We start from the raw sequence: 15,087 nt of genomic DNA, 5'->3' as shown, positions 1-15,087 counted from the left end.
CTGCGGTTTCTCCGCACTGTCCTTGTGCCAATAATGCCTGCTGGGCCAGGCGTTTAGTTTAATCACAGGAAAGAAAAAATGAATGAATTTTCCATGCTTTGCCGGGTGCTTGGCTCATTGTTCTATCGTTCGCCACAGGACCCGCTGTTAATACCGCTATTTGATGTGATCCGTGAAGGCAAACTCGCCGCAAGCTGGCCGCTGGAGCAGGATAAACTGCTAAAACGGTTACAAAAAAATTGTGCAATACCCGCACTGACCGCAGACTATAACGCCCTGTTTGTGGGGGAAGCATGCTCTGTTTCTCCACAAGGTGGGTGCTGGAGTGAAGCGCTGAATGAGCCAGATGTCCGCCACTTTTTGTCTCAGCATGGCGTGCCTTGTGAAGAAGGTAAGGCCGATCATATTGGCGCATTGTTGCTGGCTGCCTCCTGGCTGGAGGATCATCGCGCAATCAATGAAGATGAAAATGCCATTCTCGAAACGCTGTTTGCCCGCTACATTATGCCCTGGTATGCCACATTCCTCGGAAAAGTCGAAGCCCATGCGGTGACACCGTTCTGGCGCGCGATGGCTCCTTTAACCCGCGAAGCGATTTCGGCAATGTGGGATGAATTGCAGGAAAGTACGCAATCATAATTAACCGGTGCCGCAGAAGTCGCGGCACCTGGCAAAGGAGCGATCTCAGTCGGAAGAGCCGTGTACCGGGAAAGGAGTAGCCGCAGGTAGTAAGGAAGATTTTACTCCGGCGGCTGGATATTTTCCTGAAAAGAGAAAGCGTAATAGCGGGAGCCGCAAATGCGCTTCATACAACATCAGTGCGATACCCATAACGAAGACCAGGCCAGCGATAAAACCTGCGCCGTTGGATTGAATCATCGGCGCGATCCACACGCCATACAGCAGAGTCAGTGGATGATGCACCAGATAAATAAACAGCGATGCGTTAACAAAATACGTGACGCGAATTGACTGAAAATCAAGCAGTCGATAACCCAGCGAAAATACCACATTGACCATCCAGACGCCCAGTACCATGGTGATAATCGCATCCATTTCGTATAGCCATTCGCTGCCAGAACCATAGTGTTGATTCAGACGGTAGGCAATAAAGCCCAGTACAGCGCCGAGGAAGCATCCCGGTGATGGGGTGGTAAACCGTTTCTTAAGGCGCGGATTGATAAATATTTGTGCACCAAGCAGGAAGAAAGGCAGATAAAACAGTGTCTGCATAACCATGAAATGAAATAGCCCATTGCTGAGAACGGGCGCATATAAGATGAACAGCGTCCGACGAAACAGGGCATACAGCACACCCAGTAGCAGAAAGAGTAAACTGATTTTACTCAGCGTGACGGTGTCACTAAGTGGCGATAAATTTCTGCTGCGACGGTGGTTTAGCCATCTGAATAACACGACAGCCAATGATGTCAGCAATACCAGCACCAGTAAAAACCACAGATGTGAAATTAATTCCCATGACAGAATATTGAAGTGATCATAGCCAGAAAGGGTATGCCAGCGAGCCGCTTTACCACGGGTATATTGCAGCATGATAAACTGTGGTACTGTCAGCAGTGGGATAGCGGTCAGCATCGGAATGGCGACACGTTCAATACGGATAGTCCACCATTTCCTGAGCGGATAACGCAGGAACAGCATGTAAGAAAAGTAACCCGAAATGACAAAGAATACCTGCATACGAAAAGCATGGATGAAGTCGTTAAACAGGGTCAGACCCCACGAAGGCACGGCACTATTGACATGCCAGTGGTGGGTGGAATAGATCAGTGACAGGTGAAACGGGATACCCAGCAGCATCAGCCATGCCCGGATGCTATCCAGGAAATATTCACGTTGTGGTGGCGTATTTTTCATACAATAGAAGTGGCATTAAAATTTAATGAACTTGCCTTATTACAGAGGCAATAATATTTACTTTGTCAATCAATTTACATTAATGCTAATGGCCTGTCTCCAGGATAAATACGCAAAATGTATGTACAAGTGTTACTTTGCGCTGGTCAGTATTGATAGCATTAATAACGCAGGGTTTATGTTGTCGGATTACCTGGATTGCCATTAAAATAGCGCGGATCGACTTAAGCACATAAAGGGGGGAAGTGCTTACTTATATGAAAATAAAATCACAGATGATCCAGCTGCGCTGGCTAAGCGCAGTCGTGATGTTGTCCCTGTGCACTCCATCGGCATGGGCGTTCAGTATTGATGATGTTGCAAAAGAGGCCAGGACGTTAGCCGGAAAAAGTTATGAAGCGCCGAAGAGTAACCTACCCTCCGTTTTTCGTGATATGAAGTATGCGGAATACCAGCAAATTCAGTTTAATCACGATAAAGCCTACTGGAACAATCAAAAAATCCCGTTCAGGCTTGAGTTTTATCATCAGGGGATGTACTTCGATACCCCTGTCACGATCAACGAAGTGACGGCCAGTAGTGTCCGAAAAATCAAATATAGCCCGGATTATTTTGATTTTGGCAACGTTAAGTTTGATAAAAATACGGTAAAAAACCTCGGTTTTGCTGGATTCAAGATCCTGTATCCGATCAATAACAAAGAAAAAAGAGACGAAATCGTCAGTATGCTGGGTGCCAGTTACTTCCGTGTTATCGGCATGGGACAGGTTTATGGCTTATCTGCGCGTGGGCTGGCCATTGATACCGCCTTGCCTTCCGGGGAAGAGTTCCCGCGTTTTCGTGAATACTGGATTGAACGTCCCAAACCGCTGGATAAGCGTTTGACTATTTATGCGTTACTGGATTCGCCTCGTGCGACAGGGGCATACCGTTTTGTGGTTATGCCGGGTCGTAATACCACGGTTGATGTTCAGTCAAAAGTGTATTTACGCGATAAAGTCGGCAAACTGAGTATCGCGCCATTAACCAGTATGTTCCTGTTCGGTTCCAACCAACCTTCACCGACACTCAATTATCGACCAGAGCTGCATGACTCTGATGGCCTGGCGATACTGGCCGGTAATGATGAATGGATCTGGCGTCCGCTGAATAATCCAAAACGTCTGGCGGTCAGCAGCTATACCATGGAAAATCCTAAAGGATTTGGCCTGCTGCAACGCGGACGACAATTCTCCCGCTTTGAAGATCTTGATGATCGTTATGACCTGCGTCCGGGGGCGTGGATAACACCGAAAGGTGACTGGGGTAAAGGGAAAATCGAACTGGTTGAAATTCCGACCAACGATGAAACCAATGATAATATCGTAACTTACTGGATACCGGATCAATTACCGGAACCAGGAAAAGAGATGGAGTTTCAGTACTCGATTGTTTTCAGTCGTGATGAAGATAAACTGCATGCGCCAGATAACGCCTATGTTTTACAAACCCGCCGTGCTGTCGGTGACGTAAAACAATCCAATCTGACCCGTCAGCCGGATGGTACGGTAGCCTTTATTGTCGACTTCACCGGCGCTGAAATGAAAAAACTGCCTGCTGATACCCCGATAACGGCACAGGTCAGCAGTAATGATAATGCCGATATTATTGAAAATGTCGTTCGTTATAATCCTGCGGTGAAAGGATGGCGTATGATTCTGCGTGTCAAAGTGAAAGATCCGAAGAAAACCACTGAAATGCGGGCGGCACTGGTCAACGCTGATCAGACATTGAGTGAAACATGGAGCTATCAGCTACCTGCCAATGAATAATACAATCAAGTATATTAAAGCGCTGCCGCTGTCAGACGCTGAAAAGGCCGCGCTTCCTGATACCAGTCTGCAGGCCGTGCATCAGGCGCTGGATGCTGAACATCGTGTTTATCTGCGTGATGATGACTCACCGTTGGGTTCTGTCCGATCACGGCTGGAACATAGCTGGCCAGACTCGCTGGCAGGCAACCAGTTAACAGAAGATGCGGAAGATCGTACCCAGCTTCGCGCGACACCAAAAGTGAAACGTTTTCCGATGTCCCCTGATCCGTGGCGAACCAACCCATTTGGTCGCTTCTGGGATCGATTGCGTGGACGTGACGTCACGCCGCGTTATCTTTCTCGTCTGACCAAAGAAGAGCGGGCGATTGAGCAAAAATGGCGCACGGTGGGGACAATTCGGCGCTATATCCTGTTGTTGCTGACGCTGTCACAAACCGTGGTTGCCACCTGGTATATGAAAACCGTTCTGCCTTATCAGGGATGGGCGTTGATTAACCCGCTGGATATGGCCGGTCAGGATCTGTGGATCTCCTTTATGCAATTGCTGCCGTATGTGCTGCAATCCGGCATTCTGGTGCTGTTCGCCATCCTGTTTTTCTGGATTTCAGCTGGGTTCTGGACGGCATTGATGGGATTTCTGCAACTGCTGATCGGACGTGATAAATACAGTATCTCCTCTTCTGTTGTCGGTAATGAGCCACTGAATCCTGAGCATCGCACTGCGCTGATCATGCCTATCTGTAATGAAGATGTTGATCGAGTGTTTGCCGGGCTGCGTGCGACCTGGGAGTCGATAAAAGCCACCGGTCAGCAACAGCATTTTGATGTCTATATCCTCAGTGACAGTTATGATCCCGATATCTGCGTTTCTGAGCAGAAGGCCTGGATGGAACTGATTGCTGAAGTGCAGGGCGAAGGGCGGATTTTTTATCGCCGCCGCCGCCGTCGGGTAAAACGGAAAAGCGGTAATATTGATGACTTCTGCCGTCGCTGGGGTAGCCAGTATAGTTATATGGTTGTGCTGGATGCCGATTCGGTCATGACCGGGGAATGTCTGACGCAGTTAGTGCGTCTGATGGAGGCCAATCCGAATGCCGGAATTATCCAGTCCTCACCGCGCGCGGCGGGGATGGATACGCTCTATGCGCGCTGTCAGCAGTTTGCGACGCGTGTCTACGGGCCGTTATTCACGGCTGGTTTACATTTCTGGCAGCTTGGCGAATCCCATTACTGGGGACACAATGCGATTATCCGGGTGAAACCGTTTATTGAGCACTGCGCCCTGGCGCCTTTGCCGGGAGAGGGCTCTTTTGCCGGGTCTATTCTGTCTCATGACTTCGTCGAGGCGGCATTAATGCGGCGTGCCGGATGGGGAGTATGGATTGCCTATGATCTGCCTGGCTCCTATGAAGAACTGCCGCCGAATTTGCTGGATGAACTGAAACGCGATCGTCGCTGGTGTCATGGCAACCTGATGAACTTCCGCTTGTTCCTGGTAAAAGGTATGCATCCGGTACATCGGGCGGTATTTCTGACCGGGGTGATGTCTTACCTGTCGGCACCGCTGTGGTTTATGTTCCTTGCGTTATCGACGGCATTACAGATCGTACACGTATTGACCGAACCACAATACTTTTTACAACCGCGACAGTTATTCCCCGTATGGCCACAGTGGCGTCCGGAACTGGCGATCGCACTGTTCGCATCGACAATGGTGCTGCTGTTTTTGCCCAAATTACTGAGCATCATTCTGGTATGGTGCAAAGGTCCAAAAGCCTATGGTGGCTTTTTCCGCGTGACGCTTTCTTTGTTACTCGAAGTGTTATTCTCGGTGTTGCTGGCACCGGTGCGGATGATGTTTCATACCGTATTTGTGGCCAGTGCCTTCATGGGCTGGAAAGTGGTATGGAATTCCCCACAACGTGATGATGATTCGACACCGTGGCGTGAAGCGTTTAAACGGCATGGTTCTCAGTTATTACTGGGGCTGGTATGGGCGACAGGTATGGCATGGCTGGATTTGCGCTTTTTATTCTGGCTGGCACCAATTGTGTTCTCACTGATTCTATCCCCCTTTGTGTCGGTGATTTCCAGTCGGGCAACCCTGGGATTGCGTGCTTTACGTTGTAAACTCTTTCTGATCCCGGAAGAGTATTCGCCACCACCGGTCTTGCAGGATACCGATAAGTATCTGGTGGTGAATCATCAGCGAGCGCTGGATAATGGCTTTATGCATGCCATCTTTAATCCCTCATTTAATGCGCTAGCGACAGCGATGGCGACTGCGCGTCATGGTCAGAGTGAAGCGCTGGAAATAACCCGTGAACGCCATATAGAACAGGCACTGAGCGAAAAACCGGAAAAACTGGATCGCGAACATTGTCTGCTGCTGTTAAGTGACCCTGCCACAATGTCACGGTTGCACTATCGGGTCTGGGCGGCCCCTGAGCAATATGCGGCATGGGTGACGGCATATCAGCAATTAGTGCTTAATCCACAGGCACTGGTGTTGAAAACAAAATAATAAAACGGGAGTATGCGAAGGCATGCTCCCGTATATCTTCTGCCACGGTAGCAATACGGGATACCCGGCGAAAACAAGTACAAGGGGATCAGTTTGGATATCGAAAATTATTGTACGTTAAGGTCGTTTTTTAACCTCCCTGCTTTAGCTGGCCGCAGCCGACGAAACTTACCGGAAGCCGGTATTCGATTGCTTTTCCAGATATAATCGCCTGTAAGATTGATGTGTTCCCAGCCTGGCGAGGACAAATACGATAGCAGTTGCTCGTTGATCTTCATCCCTTTGCGCTTCAGGGCATCGACCGCTCTTTCCATATATACGGTATTCCACAGCGAGATAGCTGCCGTCAGCAGCGTCAGTCCACTGGCGCGGTAGCTCTGATGTTCCGGTTTACGATCCCTGATTTCACCCAGATGGTGCAGGAATACCGCGCGCGTCAGCGCGTTACGGGCTTCTCCTTACAGCAAGCCATCGAGAACAGGGGTTGAATCCCTGACCCGACTTATTATGCAGGTGTAAAATGGGCTGTATTGATCCGAAATATGGGTATAAAACTGACGTCCAGGCTCTTGCCCATATTTCGGGTTAATCTGCCCTGCATAGCGGCCTGAGCTAATTCTGTCCATCTGCCCTCAGAATGCCGCCAGCGCCAGAAGCAGGGAATTGAACGGTCACATACACTGGGGAAATACTGGGGTAAACAGGCCGATCAGGAGCGACATCAGAAAGTCCTGTACTACCGCCAGGTCAAGAAACTAAGCATTCGTGAAACGGCAGACGCGACAGGGTACAGGCCCTCCCGGATATGCCGCATTCAGGCACTGTACCGGCAATCAGAAGCGAGTGATTTTGATTAAGTTGTGATTGTTGTATGATGCTGGTGAGTATAACCGCTTATATGCTTATATATTGAGGGATTAATGATGGCAAGAGCACTGGCCTGCCTTGGCGACAAAACAAGTTACGGTGAAATTATTTCGGTAACGGCATCCTGGTTTGAAGGGAATAAAGCGATAGCCCGAACCGGCGATAAAGCCTCATGCAGCAAATGTAATGGCTATTTTGAAATCCTTGCCTCTGCACAGGACTGGGCAGAAGAAGGCAAAGCATATGCTGCCACAGGTGACAAAGTGCTGTGCCGTTGCCCCGATCACTATGTTTACGGTTCAGCCACACAGTCTACCAGCACAGGTACTGGCTCTCTGACCTCCCGCAATACCAGTCAGTCGCCTGTCCCGGCGCAGCAGGCACAGGATGCCAGCGCCCGGAACTGTATTCGCTTTCAGTGCGCTGGTGACGATGGCCAGCTAATGGCTGGTTGCCGCTACACTCTGATGTTCCCGGACGGACGTGCTGAAGCTGGTATTACCGATGAATACGGGGTTACCGGATGGCATTATGCCGAATCTGCTGAAAATATTAACCTGCATATATTAATGGATTAACTTATGGCTGTTTACCACCTCAGTACCCGTATTAAATCAAATGTTCCAGCGGATTCCCTCCGGTATGATCTGTGTATTTACCGCATGGACTCAGAAAGGAATAAATATCCACTGATTGATGTGAAGCAACAGTCGTTTCTGAGCAGTTATGAAACACAAAGTCACATGACCGGAAATATAAATGAGTCACTCTCGACTATTTATATTATGGAAATGAAACTTTACCGAAAAACCATGTTGCATACGCATTGTGTTACGCCCGTTCCGTTCACTAAAATGTATACACTAGAAGAATTTGCGTCAGGCAAAGCCTGGTCTCCTGTGAAGCGGGAGAACCCCTGTTACTTTGAGTCAAAAGGGACAATGAAACCGGAGAGTCAGGGGGGAGAAACAAAGCACATTAGAATTACTGTTCCGGAGCGGCCATTTATTGCGAAAGAGTATCCTATCGGAACGCCACAAGATCCGTTTGAAAAAAATAAAATTGAGTCTGATATAAATGACAGATTTTATCACCAGTCTTATCCATATCAGGCCAGTGCCAGTGTATGCGGTCCTGCTGCGTTTTTTTATTGCCTTCAAAAAGATCGTCCTGATGTGTATGCTCAGGCAGCAAGGGAGCTGTGGCGGTACGGGAAAACTAAAATCGGTGAGCTTAAGATAGCCCCCGGAGAGGGATGTAGACATCCTGTGGGTTATTTCTATGATGATATATCGGGTCTTGACTGGATGACTCTGGCAGGACTCAGAGATTCGGAGAATGCAATCTTTAGTTTTGATACACTTGATTCCCCTGTCGCCGGTATCACTATGTGGCGAACACTAACTGAATGGTTTGAAAAAGCAGGCTATGAAAAGGTATTCAGTAACGCGGGAATTACTCAGGCAGGTGCCCAGGGAATTAGGGATTTCAATAAATATATAGATCAAGGCTATACAGTCGTCACATTAATAAATGATGGACTTCTTGAAGGTAGCTCGAATAACACAACATTACCTACACACTGGGTTGTATGGGATAGTTGTGTAACGCAGGATGATAATGGATATGTTAATCTAAAATTATTCCCCTGGGGGAAGTCAGTCAACTGGGTAAAAAAGAAAAAAGATTTACCGTTTTTTATCAAAAGATTCTTCGGGGGGGTGGTTTTCAAACCATTAAAATAGCCATGAAGATATTTTCTGTTGTTTTTGTTTCATTTGCATTATCAGCGTGTACTTTACATGCTGATGTCACTCCTGACGGTAATGTTCTTAACAATGCCATAGTCGGAATGCCATATTCCAGTGAAATAAATATAAACGGTGGTGCAGTATTTTCTTTGGATTCTAACGGAAAAGAAAAATTTGTTGGTGAAATAAGCCCACCTGATACAGGATTAATTTTAAAATATTGTAATGATTCCCCAGCCCATAATTGCGTCAGGGTTCAGGGTATACCGATTAAACCCGCAGTTGTTAACGTACGAGTATCTGGCGGATTGTTTGGTACTAATGTAGCGACGGGAGGGCACTTTGATAAAACCTACACTATTACGATTAAGGGTCCAGAAGGATCTTCCTGAGATCGCTTGAGAGGTGTTCTCAGCATTGATCATCAAGATACGAGAACCCGCTCAGAGAGCGGTTTTCTCACATCTCAGTGGTAAAAAAACGACCTTAATGTGCAATAATTTTCGATATCCAAACTGACCCTTACAAGTAAATATGACAGTCAACGATAAAGCCAGCGCCCAGCCTTTGCCGCATCGGCGAACATTCGAATGGTTAATGGTTTTTTATTCTGCCGGACGGGTGTGCGGATAAACCACTTTCGGAAAAACCATGGAATTGACCACGGTAAATAATTTTCAATATTTAATGGCGAGATATCAATATTAAATGCTTCAGCATATTTATTTATCGCATGGGCAAGATCTTCAACCTCAGCATATTCCTGCAGGATCGTGTCTGGCGTGAGCGGAATTTTCTTTAAGAGTAAAGAGGTCACTAAAGGCAGTTCTTTCTGAAAGAACTTCAGGACATCATCATCTTTTACCATATTTTATTGTCTTCGACGCCACAAATGGCGGGCAGAATAGATAGCATTGAAGAATACTACGCCAGCCGTGACCAGAAAGACTGCGCGAAATCCGTAAGTTGCAGAAACTGCGGAGCCTATCAATGGCCCGGTGACGTTGCCGATATCACGAAATGATTGGTTATAGCTGAAAATACGGCCAGCAACCTGATTGGTTGAGTTATATACCAGCAGTGTCTGAACCGCGGGGATCAGGGCACCGTCGGCAGCGCCGAGCAGAAAACGCAAAACCGCAAGTTGTAAGGGAGTGTTGACCAGCGACATGGGAATTAAAAGCAGCACTGAAATAATCAGCGTGGTGATCAGGACTTTTTCCGGCCCGATGCGATCCCCCAGCTTACCAAGACGTGGCGTACTGATCAGCGCGGCAATACCCGGTACAGAAGCGATAACGCCACAAATAAAGGCAATATCGCCGGTATGGTTTACCAGTTCCCTGACATATAACGTCAGAATTGGCGCAATCGATCCGGTCGCAACCTGAATAATCATGGTGGTGATGAATAAGCTAAACACCAGGCGGGGGTTTTTCAGTGAAGAAAAAACCTCTCTGGCACTGCGCATCTCTTTTTTAGTGACCGGGACGAATTGTTCGCGGATAAAAAAGAGGGTCAGAAAAAAACAGACCAGCAATACGGATGCGGTGAGAAAGAAAACGAGGCGTAAGCCCCAGTGATCGGCGAGAAACCCGCCAGCCAGAGGGCCTAGCAGTGTTCCGCTCACCACCCCGGTTGATAACGTTCCCAGCGCCCAGCCACTTTTCTGGCGCGGGATTTGGGTCGCAATCAGCGCATTGGCATTCGGCACAAAGCCACCTAATAGTCCCAGCAGTGCGCGCAGGATCAGAAATTGCCAGATATTTTGCGCCATGCCGGTTAACAGCATCACCAGCGCCATGCCGAGCGCGGAACGTAACAGCATAATCTTACGCCCTTTACGGTCAGCCAGACTCCCCCAGAAAGGGGAGGCAATAGCGGAAAACAGAAAGGTGATACTGAAAACGCATCCTGACCAGATATTCAGCGCACGATGATCGGTTATCCCGAGTTGTTCGACATAGAGCGGAAGAAAAGGCATGACCAGGCTAAATGCAGATCCCGTCAAGAAACAACCCAGCCATGCGACAGCGAGGTTGCGTTTCCAGTTGATAGCACTATTTGCAGGTGACATAAAATCCGGGTATCCTGGCCGACTGATAAAAAATGCGCCTGTTAATTATGTGCCAGGGAGAAGCTCCCCGCAATCAAAAGGTCGCGTTAATCTCAGTCCGGGAAAAGTATTCCAGCCCTGACTTAATAACGGGAAGGTACACCCGCAGGGCGTGTTTTAAAACGGCGGTGGAGCCACATATATTGTTCTGGTGCCATCAGAATACATTGCTCGACGATTTTGTTCATCCAGGCCGCGGTGGTTTCGGCATCCTCCAGCGGTGGCTGACACTCCGCGGGCAGAATGATGAGTTCATACCCTTTGCCATCGGGCTTTCTGCGTGGTACGAAAGGCACAAAGCAGGCGTTCGACATTCTGGCCAGCATCCAGCTACCTGAAGTGGTTGCGGCCTGATCGACAGCGAAAAAGGGCACAAATACACTGGAGGTGGGGCCATAGTCATGATCCGGGGCATACCACAGCAGTTCTCCTTTTTTCAGCGCTCGCACCATGCCCTTCAGATCCTTACGATCCAGCATATCTTTATTGGAACGCAGACGCCCCCAGGTCTGTAGCCAGTCAATCAGCGGGTTATCGTTTGGCCGGTAGACACCAATACCCGGTGTGCTGACGCCAAATATGCGCGCGCCCAGCTCCAGTGTCAGGAAGTGAATACCGATAACGACGATGCCACGCTGCTGCGCCTGTATCGCTTTGACATGCTCAATACCGATCGTTTCCGACCAGCGCATAATACGCCGGTCTGACCAGAACCAGGCCATCCCGGTTTCCATTAATCCCATACCGACCGACTCAAAGTTGTCGACAACCAGCTGGTGGCGCTGTTGCGCACTTTTATCAGGGAAACAGAGTGCCAGATTGCGGTAAGCAATTTGCGCCCGTCGTTTCATAAAATACATCGCCAGACGGCCAAGGGTTTTGCCAAGGCGGTATATCAAGGGATAGGGAAGCTGTACAACCAGCCACAGCAGACCAATACCTGACCAGAGTGGCCAGTAACGCGGGTGTAATAAAGCGGCAGAAAATTTCGGTAGCTGGCTCATCTTAATATCTGTTTCATTCAATAACGAATCTCCGTTATCCATCCGTTTTTTTGATGACTGGTGAGGTTTGTCACCCCGATGGCACGTTTTGCCAGCCATCGGGAGGTATTTCTTTATTATCGCATTTTTTTTTCTGGTCGCCAAAAAGCGGCATGCTGTCGCAGGTGATTAGCGTGAAACAGCGCCGCGTTTTTGTGATATCGCTATTGCTGAAACCGTGTTAGCGAGAACGGGGTCAGATCGAATGCGGGCTGCTCTCCGAGAGCAAATTGCGTGGCGATTTCACCGAGTACGGGCGCAAATTTAAACCCATGACCGCTTAATCCACTGATTAACAATGTCTGCGGAAATTCGGGAAGCGTATCAATAATAAAGTCCCCATCGGCCGTATTATCGTAGGTACAGGATGAGCCGTGCAGACAGCCACCAATGCCGGGTAATACATTGCGCAGAAAACGGAAGGATTCGGAACCGTCTGTGGCTACCGTGCCGAAAGCGGTACGCTCTTCGGGGGTTGAGATCGGCTGACCGCCGTTATGTTTGCCAATTTTCAGCTCATTGTCCTGCGCCGGGAAACCGTAGAATTGATCACCATCGGGCAGCTCTCCGGTAAAGGCGGGAAAGTGATTTTTACTGCTATAACGACCATCCGCCTGGAACCAGGCAAAGATTTTCCGCACCGGCTGAACCGGCAGCCACGGAAGTAAGCGGGTAATCCAGGTTCCGGCACTGATCACTAGTTTTTTACCCTCAAAGCTGCCATCTGCGGTGTCAATCGTCACCCCATTTGGGTGGTGATGAATGGCGGTCACCGGGCAGTTAAACAGCTGAGCGCAGCCTGCCTCACGGGCGAGACGTATCCAGCTGGCGATTGCCTTTTCGCTATACAATACCCCGGCGTCAGGTTCGAATAAGCCACGGTAATCATCGGGCAGCTGAATTTGTGGCCAGCGAGTCATTATCGCTGAAGCGCTCAGTTCTTCAACAGTAAGCTCAAACTGACGGGCACTGCGCGTGGCATTAGCCAGAAAGGCGGAGTCTGCTGGCCCGAGGTTAATCACCCCGGTACGCTCAAAGAGCGCTTCTCCGCTGGCGGCGGTGAGTTGATCCCACAATGCCTGTGCACGCAGGGCCAACGGGACATATTTTGCCCCCTCACCATAAGCATGGCGCATCAGGCGAGTAGTGCCATGATGGCTGCCCTGTTGATGGGGTGGCTGATGAGCGTCAGTCATCAGCACATTAAGTCCGGCCTGGCGTGCGTAATAACCCGTAGCGGCACCGATGGAGCCACTGCCAATGATGATGAGATCGTAGTGCATAATCTGTCCTGGTTGTATCAGTCTGGTTTATCAGTCAATCGTACTGGTGAGTAGGTTACGATTGTTTGGTGCGCTTGATCAACAAACAGCCTGCGCCCGTAGACGAGCATCAGGAGACCCGTTTTTTTACCGTCCAGGGAAGGGTTTCACCAGCAAGAAAAGGGATCAGCGTATCGTCCGCCAGGACGATGCAGTCTGGTACGCGATACGTTTCGCGTACCAGTTCGATATAGCTCTCATTTAGCGGTAATCCATAGAAACGTGGCCCATTACAGGAACAGAACGCTTCAAGGTGTTGCAGGGCATTCATCTGTTCAAATACCGTGGCATAACATCCCAGTGCGCTGGGGGCGTTAAAACACCCGGCACATCCACAAGCGCTCTCTTTATGATGGCGGAGATGGGGGGCGGAATCTGTTCCGGAGAAGACGCGAGTAAAACCACTGGCCACCAGTTCACGCAGTGCACGCTGATGAGCATGACGTTTCAGGATCGGCAGACAGTAAAAATGTGGCCGAACTCCCCCGGCCAGCAGATGGTTACGGTTAAACATCAAATGCTGAGGGGTGATGGTGGCTGCCAGCAATTCATTACTGGCGCGAACATATTCGGCGGCTTCCCGCGTGGTAATGTGCTCCAGCACAATTTTCAGACCGGGTAAACGCTGGCGCAATGGGTCAAGGACGGTGTCAATAAAACGCGCTTCACGATCGAAAATATCCACGTCGGCATCGGTCACTTCGCCGTGGATCAGCAGTGGCATTCCCCATTGTTCCATGCCGGACAGCAGGGGCATAATGGTATCAATACTTGTCACCCCGTGGCGGGAGTGGGTTGTTGCGTTAGCCGGATAGAGTTTTGCGGCGGTAAAAACGCCCGCAAGAAAGCCACGTTTCAGTTCGTCAGCATCAAGGGTATCGGTCAGATAGCAGGTCATCAGCGGGGTAAAATCATGCCCGGCAGGCACCGCGTCAACAATACGCTGGCGATAGCGAATGGCTGCATCAATGGTGGTAATCGGTGACAGCAGATTTGGCATCACCATCGCCCGGCCATAGCATTCACTGGTACAGGGGACGACGGCTTTCAGGATTTCGTCATCGCGCAGGTGAACATGCCAGTCATCAGGGCGACGGAGAGTTAATAGGCCGGGGGAGGGGGTCATAGGATATTCCTGCTCATCAATGTCAATGGGTTGCTGAATAGCCAGGCGGCCCTTGCTGACCGCCTGGCTATTCATTAAGAAGTGAAATAATAATCTCGCCAGGTTTAACTTCGATATTTTTGACCAGTTTTTTCGCCAGCGCTTCACCGGTACTGGCATCTTCGCGCAACACATAGGCGGGATGCTGATTAAAATAGCTCCGTAGCGATTGATTCAGATAGGGAAGCAGTGTTTGCCCCACCGAATGCAGTTTGCGCGAAGAAAGGGTCATATCGATCAGTTCCATATCCCGCAGAAAGATAGCACCGCGGGTTTTATCAAAAACCGGTAATGCCTGAAGCTTCAGGTTGAGGGTGGTGCTCTGACGCCCGAGTAATGATTTCAGATCAAGGCTGGCGGTACCGTTGAGAATGATTTTATCCGGTGCTTCCCGGCCAATGGCACTGGTCAGATCATGGAGTTCAAAATGGGCGTCAGCGAGACCGGGCAACTGAATATCTTTTGTGAAATGATGACGTTTTTGCAACGCATCGTTAATCGCCTGCTCACTGACAGCATAGTGGATGGCAGTATCACAACCGATTAACAGCGTATTGATAATCAGTATGACTGCGATAAGGATCTTTTTCATTCGGATACCTGATGA

The 15,087-nt window shown here is 49.3% G+C and carries 13 protein-coding genes and 2 pseudogenes; 7 read left to right on the top strand and 8 right to left on the bottom strand.

The genetic code is table 11. From position 1 onward, the window contains the following. Nucleotides 1-78: 78 nt before the first annotated feature. Nucleotides 79-639, top strand: coding sequence for a molecular chaperone (locus PT300_11250; GenBank protein ID MDF7681127.1), 561 nt, complete (start codon nt 79-81; stop codon nt 637-639). A gap of 45 nt (nt 640-684) precedes the next feature. Here PT300_11250 and mdoC read toward each other — a convergent pair whose 3' ends face one another. Next, the gene (mdoC, locus tag PT300_11245) at nt 685-1,878 is read right to left on the bottom strand and encodes a glucans biosynthesis protein MdoC (protein ID MDF7681126.1); all 1,194 of its coding nucleotides are present in this window, start codon (nt 1,876-1,878) and stop codon (nt 685-687) included. 257 nt (nt 1,879-2,135) lie between these two features. Between mdoC and mdoG the strand changes: the two genes are divergently transcribed. After that, nucleotides 2,136-3,689 (top strand): glucans biosynthesis protein MdoG, encoded by a 1,554-nt coding sequence (mdoG, locus tag PT300_11240; GenBank protein ID MDF7681125.1) that lies wholly within the window; start codon nt 2,136-2,138, stop codon nt 3,687-3,689. Next, nucleotides 3,682-6,216, top strand: coding sequence for a glucans biosynthesis glucosyltransferase MdoH (mdoH, locus tag PT300_11235; GenBank protein MDF7681124.1), 2,535 nt, complete (start codon nt 3,682-3,684; stop codon nt 6,214-6,216). Before mdoG ends, mdoH begins: the two co-directional genes overlap by 8 nt. Nucleotides 6,217-6,323: 107 nt before the next feature. On the opposite strand, the pseudogene PT300_11230 reads toward mdoH, so the two are convergent. Then, nucleotides 6,324-6,812, bottom strand: a pseudogene (locus tag PT300_11230) (Tn3 family transposase). A gap of 45 nt (nt 6,813-6,857) precedes the next feature. Between PT300_11230 and PT300_11225 the strand changes: the two are divergent. The 4 genes and pseudogenes from PT300_11225 to PT300_11210 all read left to right on the top strand — a co-directional run bounded on the left by PT300_11225 (nt 6,858) and on the right by PT300_11210 (nt 9,226). Further along, nucleotides 6,858-7,073 (top strand): annotated as a pseudogene (locus PT300_11225) (resolvase). A 63-nt stretch (nt 7,074-7,136) separates the two neighbouring features. Beyond that, nucleotides 7,137-7,661 carry a PAAR domain-containing protein gene (locus PT300_11220; GenBank protein ID MDF7681123.1) on the top strand — a complete coding sequence of 175 codons (525 nt, stop codon included), beginning with the start codon at nt 7,137-7,139 and terminating at the stop codon, nt 7,659-7,661. Between the two features lie 3 nt (nt 7,662-7,664). Beyond that, nucleotides 7,665-8,828 carry a hypothetical protein gene (locus PT300_11215; GenBank protein ID MDF7681122.1) on the top strand — a complete coding sequence of 388 codons (1,164 nt, stop codon included), beginning with the start codon at nt 7,665-7,667 and terminating at the stop codon, nt 8,826-8,828. 2 nt (nt 8,829-8,830) lie between these two features. Continuing rightward, entirely contained in the window at nt 8,831-9,226 is a 396-nt protein-coding gene (locus PT300_11210) for a hypothetical protein (protein ID MDF7681121.1), read from the top strand. Between the two features lie 149 nt (nt 9,227-9,375). Here PT300_11210 and PT300_11205 read toward each other — a convergent pair whose 3' ends face one another. From PT300_11205 to PT300_11180, 6 genes are all read right to left on the bottom strand, one after another. Next, nucleotides 9,376-9,702: a DUF1493 family protein gene (locus PT300_11205; protein ID MDF7681120.1), complete on the bottom strand. Its 327-nt coding sequence runs from the start codon at nt 9,700-9,702 to the stop codon at nt 9,376-9,378. A 3-nt stretch (nt 9,703-9,705) separates the two neighbouring features. After that, complete coding sequence (gene mdtG / locus PT300_11200; GenBank protein MDF7681119.1) at nt 9,706-10,911, bottom strand: multidrug efflux MFS transporter MdtG; 1,206 nt, start codon at nt 10,909-10,911, stop codon at nt 9,706-9,708. Nucleotides 10,912-11,033: 122 nt separating this feature from the next. Continuing rightward, complete coding sequence (locus PT300_11195) at nt 11,034-11,954, bottom strand: LpxL/LpxP family Kdo(2)-lipid IV(A) lauroyl/palmitoleoyl acyltransferasee (GenBank protein MDF7681118.1); 921 nt, start codon at nt 11,952-11,954, stop codon at nt 11,034-11,036. Nucleotides 11,955-12,157: 203 nt separating this feature from the next. Beyond that, nucleotides 12,158-13,276, bottom strand: coding sequence for an N-methyl-L-tryptophan oxidase (gene solA / locus PT300_11190; GenBank protein ID MDF7681117.1), 1,119 nt, complete (start codon nt 13,274-13,276; stop codon nt 12,158-12,160). Between the two features lie 109 nt (nt 13,277-13,385). After that, nucleotides 13,386-14,441, bottom strand: coding sequence for a dihydroorotase (pyrC, locus tag PT300_11185; GenBank protein ID MDF7681116.1), 1,056 nt, complete (start codon nt 14,439-14,441; stop codon nt 13,386-13,388). Between the two features lie 67 nt (nt 14,442-14,508). Next, complete coding sequence (locus PT300_11180; GenBank protein ID MDF7681115.1) at nt 14,509-15,072, bottom strand: lipoprotein; 564 nt, start codon at nt 15,070-15,072, stop codon at nt 14,509-14,511. Nucleotides 15,073-15,087 lie beyond the last annotated feature (15 nt).

Source organism: Enterobacteriaceae bacterium ESL0689 (genome assembly GCA_029433525.1).
Lineage (GTDB): Bacteria > Pseudomonadota > Gammaproteobacteria > Enterobacterales > Enterobacteriaceae > JAQTIF01.
This window is presented reverse-complemented; position numbering and strand designations above follow the sequence as displayed.

Excerpts from the sequence above, each read along its gene's own strand:
- solA (MDF7681117.1), bottom strand. The coding sequence starts at position 13,276 with ATGCACTACGATCTCATCATCATTGGCAGTGGCTCCATCGGTGCCGCT.
- PT300_11205 (MDF7681120.1), bottom strand. The coding sequence starts at position 9,702 with ATGGTAAAAGATGATGATGTCCTGAAGTTCTTTCAGAAAGAACTGCCT.
- mdtG (MDF7681119.1), bottom strand. The coding sequence starts at position 10,911 with ATGTCACCTGCAAATAGTGCTATCAACTGGAAACGCAACCTCGCTGTC.
- PT300_11250 (MDF7681127.1), top strand. The coding sequence starts at position 79 with ATGAATGAATTTTCCATGCTTTGCCGGGTGCTTGGCTCATTGTTCTAT.
- PT300_11220 (MDF7681123.1), top strand. The coding sequence starts at position 7,137 with ATGATGGCAAGAGCACTGGCCTGCCTTGGCGACAAAACAAGTTACGGT.
- mdoG (MDF7681125.1), top strand. The coding sequence starts at position 2,136 with ATGAAAATAAAATCACAGATGATCCAGCTGCGCTGGCTAAGCGCAGTC.
- mdoC (MDF7681126.1), bottom strand. The coding sequence starts at position 1,878 with ATGAAAAATACGCCACCACAACGTGAATATTTCCTGGATAGCATCCGG.
- mdoH (MDF7681124.1), top strand. The coding sequence starts at position 3,682 with ATGAATAATACAATCAAGTATATTAAAGCGCTGCCGCTGTCAGACGCT.
- PT300_11210 (MDF7681121.1), top strand. The coding sequence starts at position 8,831 with ATGAAGATATTTTCTGTTGTTTTTGTTTCATTTGCATTATCAGCGTGT.
- pyrC (MDF7681116.1), bottom strand. The coding sequence starts at position 14,441 with ATGACCCCCTCCCCCGGCCTATTAACTCTCCGTCGCCCTGATGACTGG.
- PT300_11195 (MDF7681118.1), bottom strand. The coding sequence starts at position 11,954 with ATGAGCCAGCTACCGAAATTTTCTGCCGCTTTATTACACCCGCGTTAC.
- PT300_11180 (MDF7681115.1), bottom strand. The coding sequence starts at position 15,072 with ATGAAAAAGATCCTTATCGCAGTCATACTGATTATCAATACGCTGTTA.
- PT300_11215 (MDF7681122.1), top strand. The coding sequence starts at position 7,665 with ATGGCTGTTTACCACCTCAGTACCCGTATTAAATCAAATGTTCCAGCG.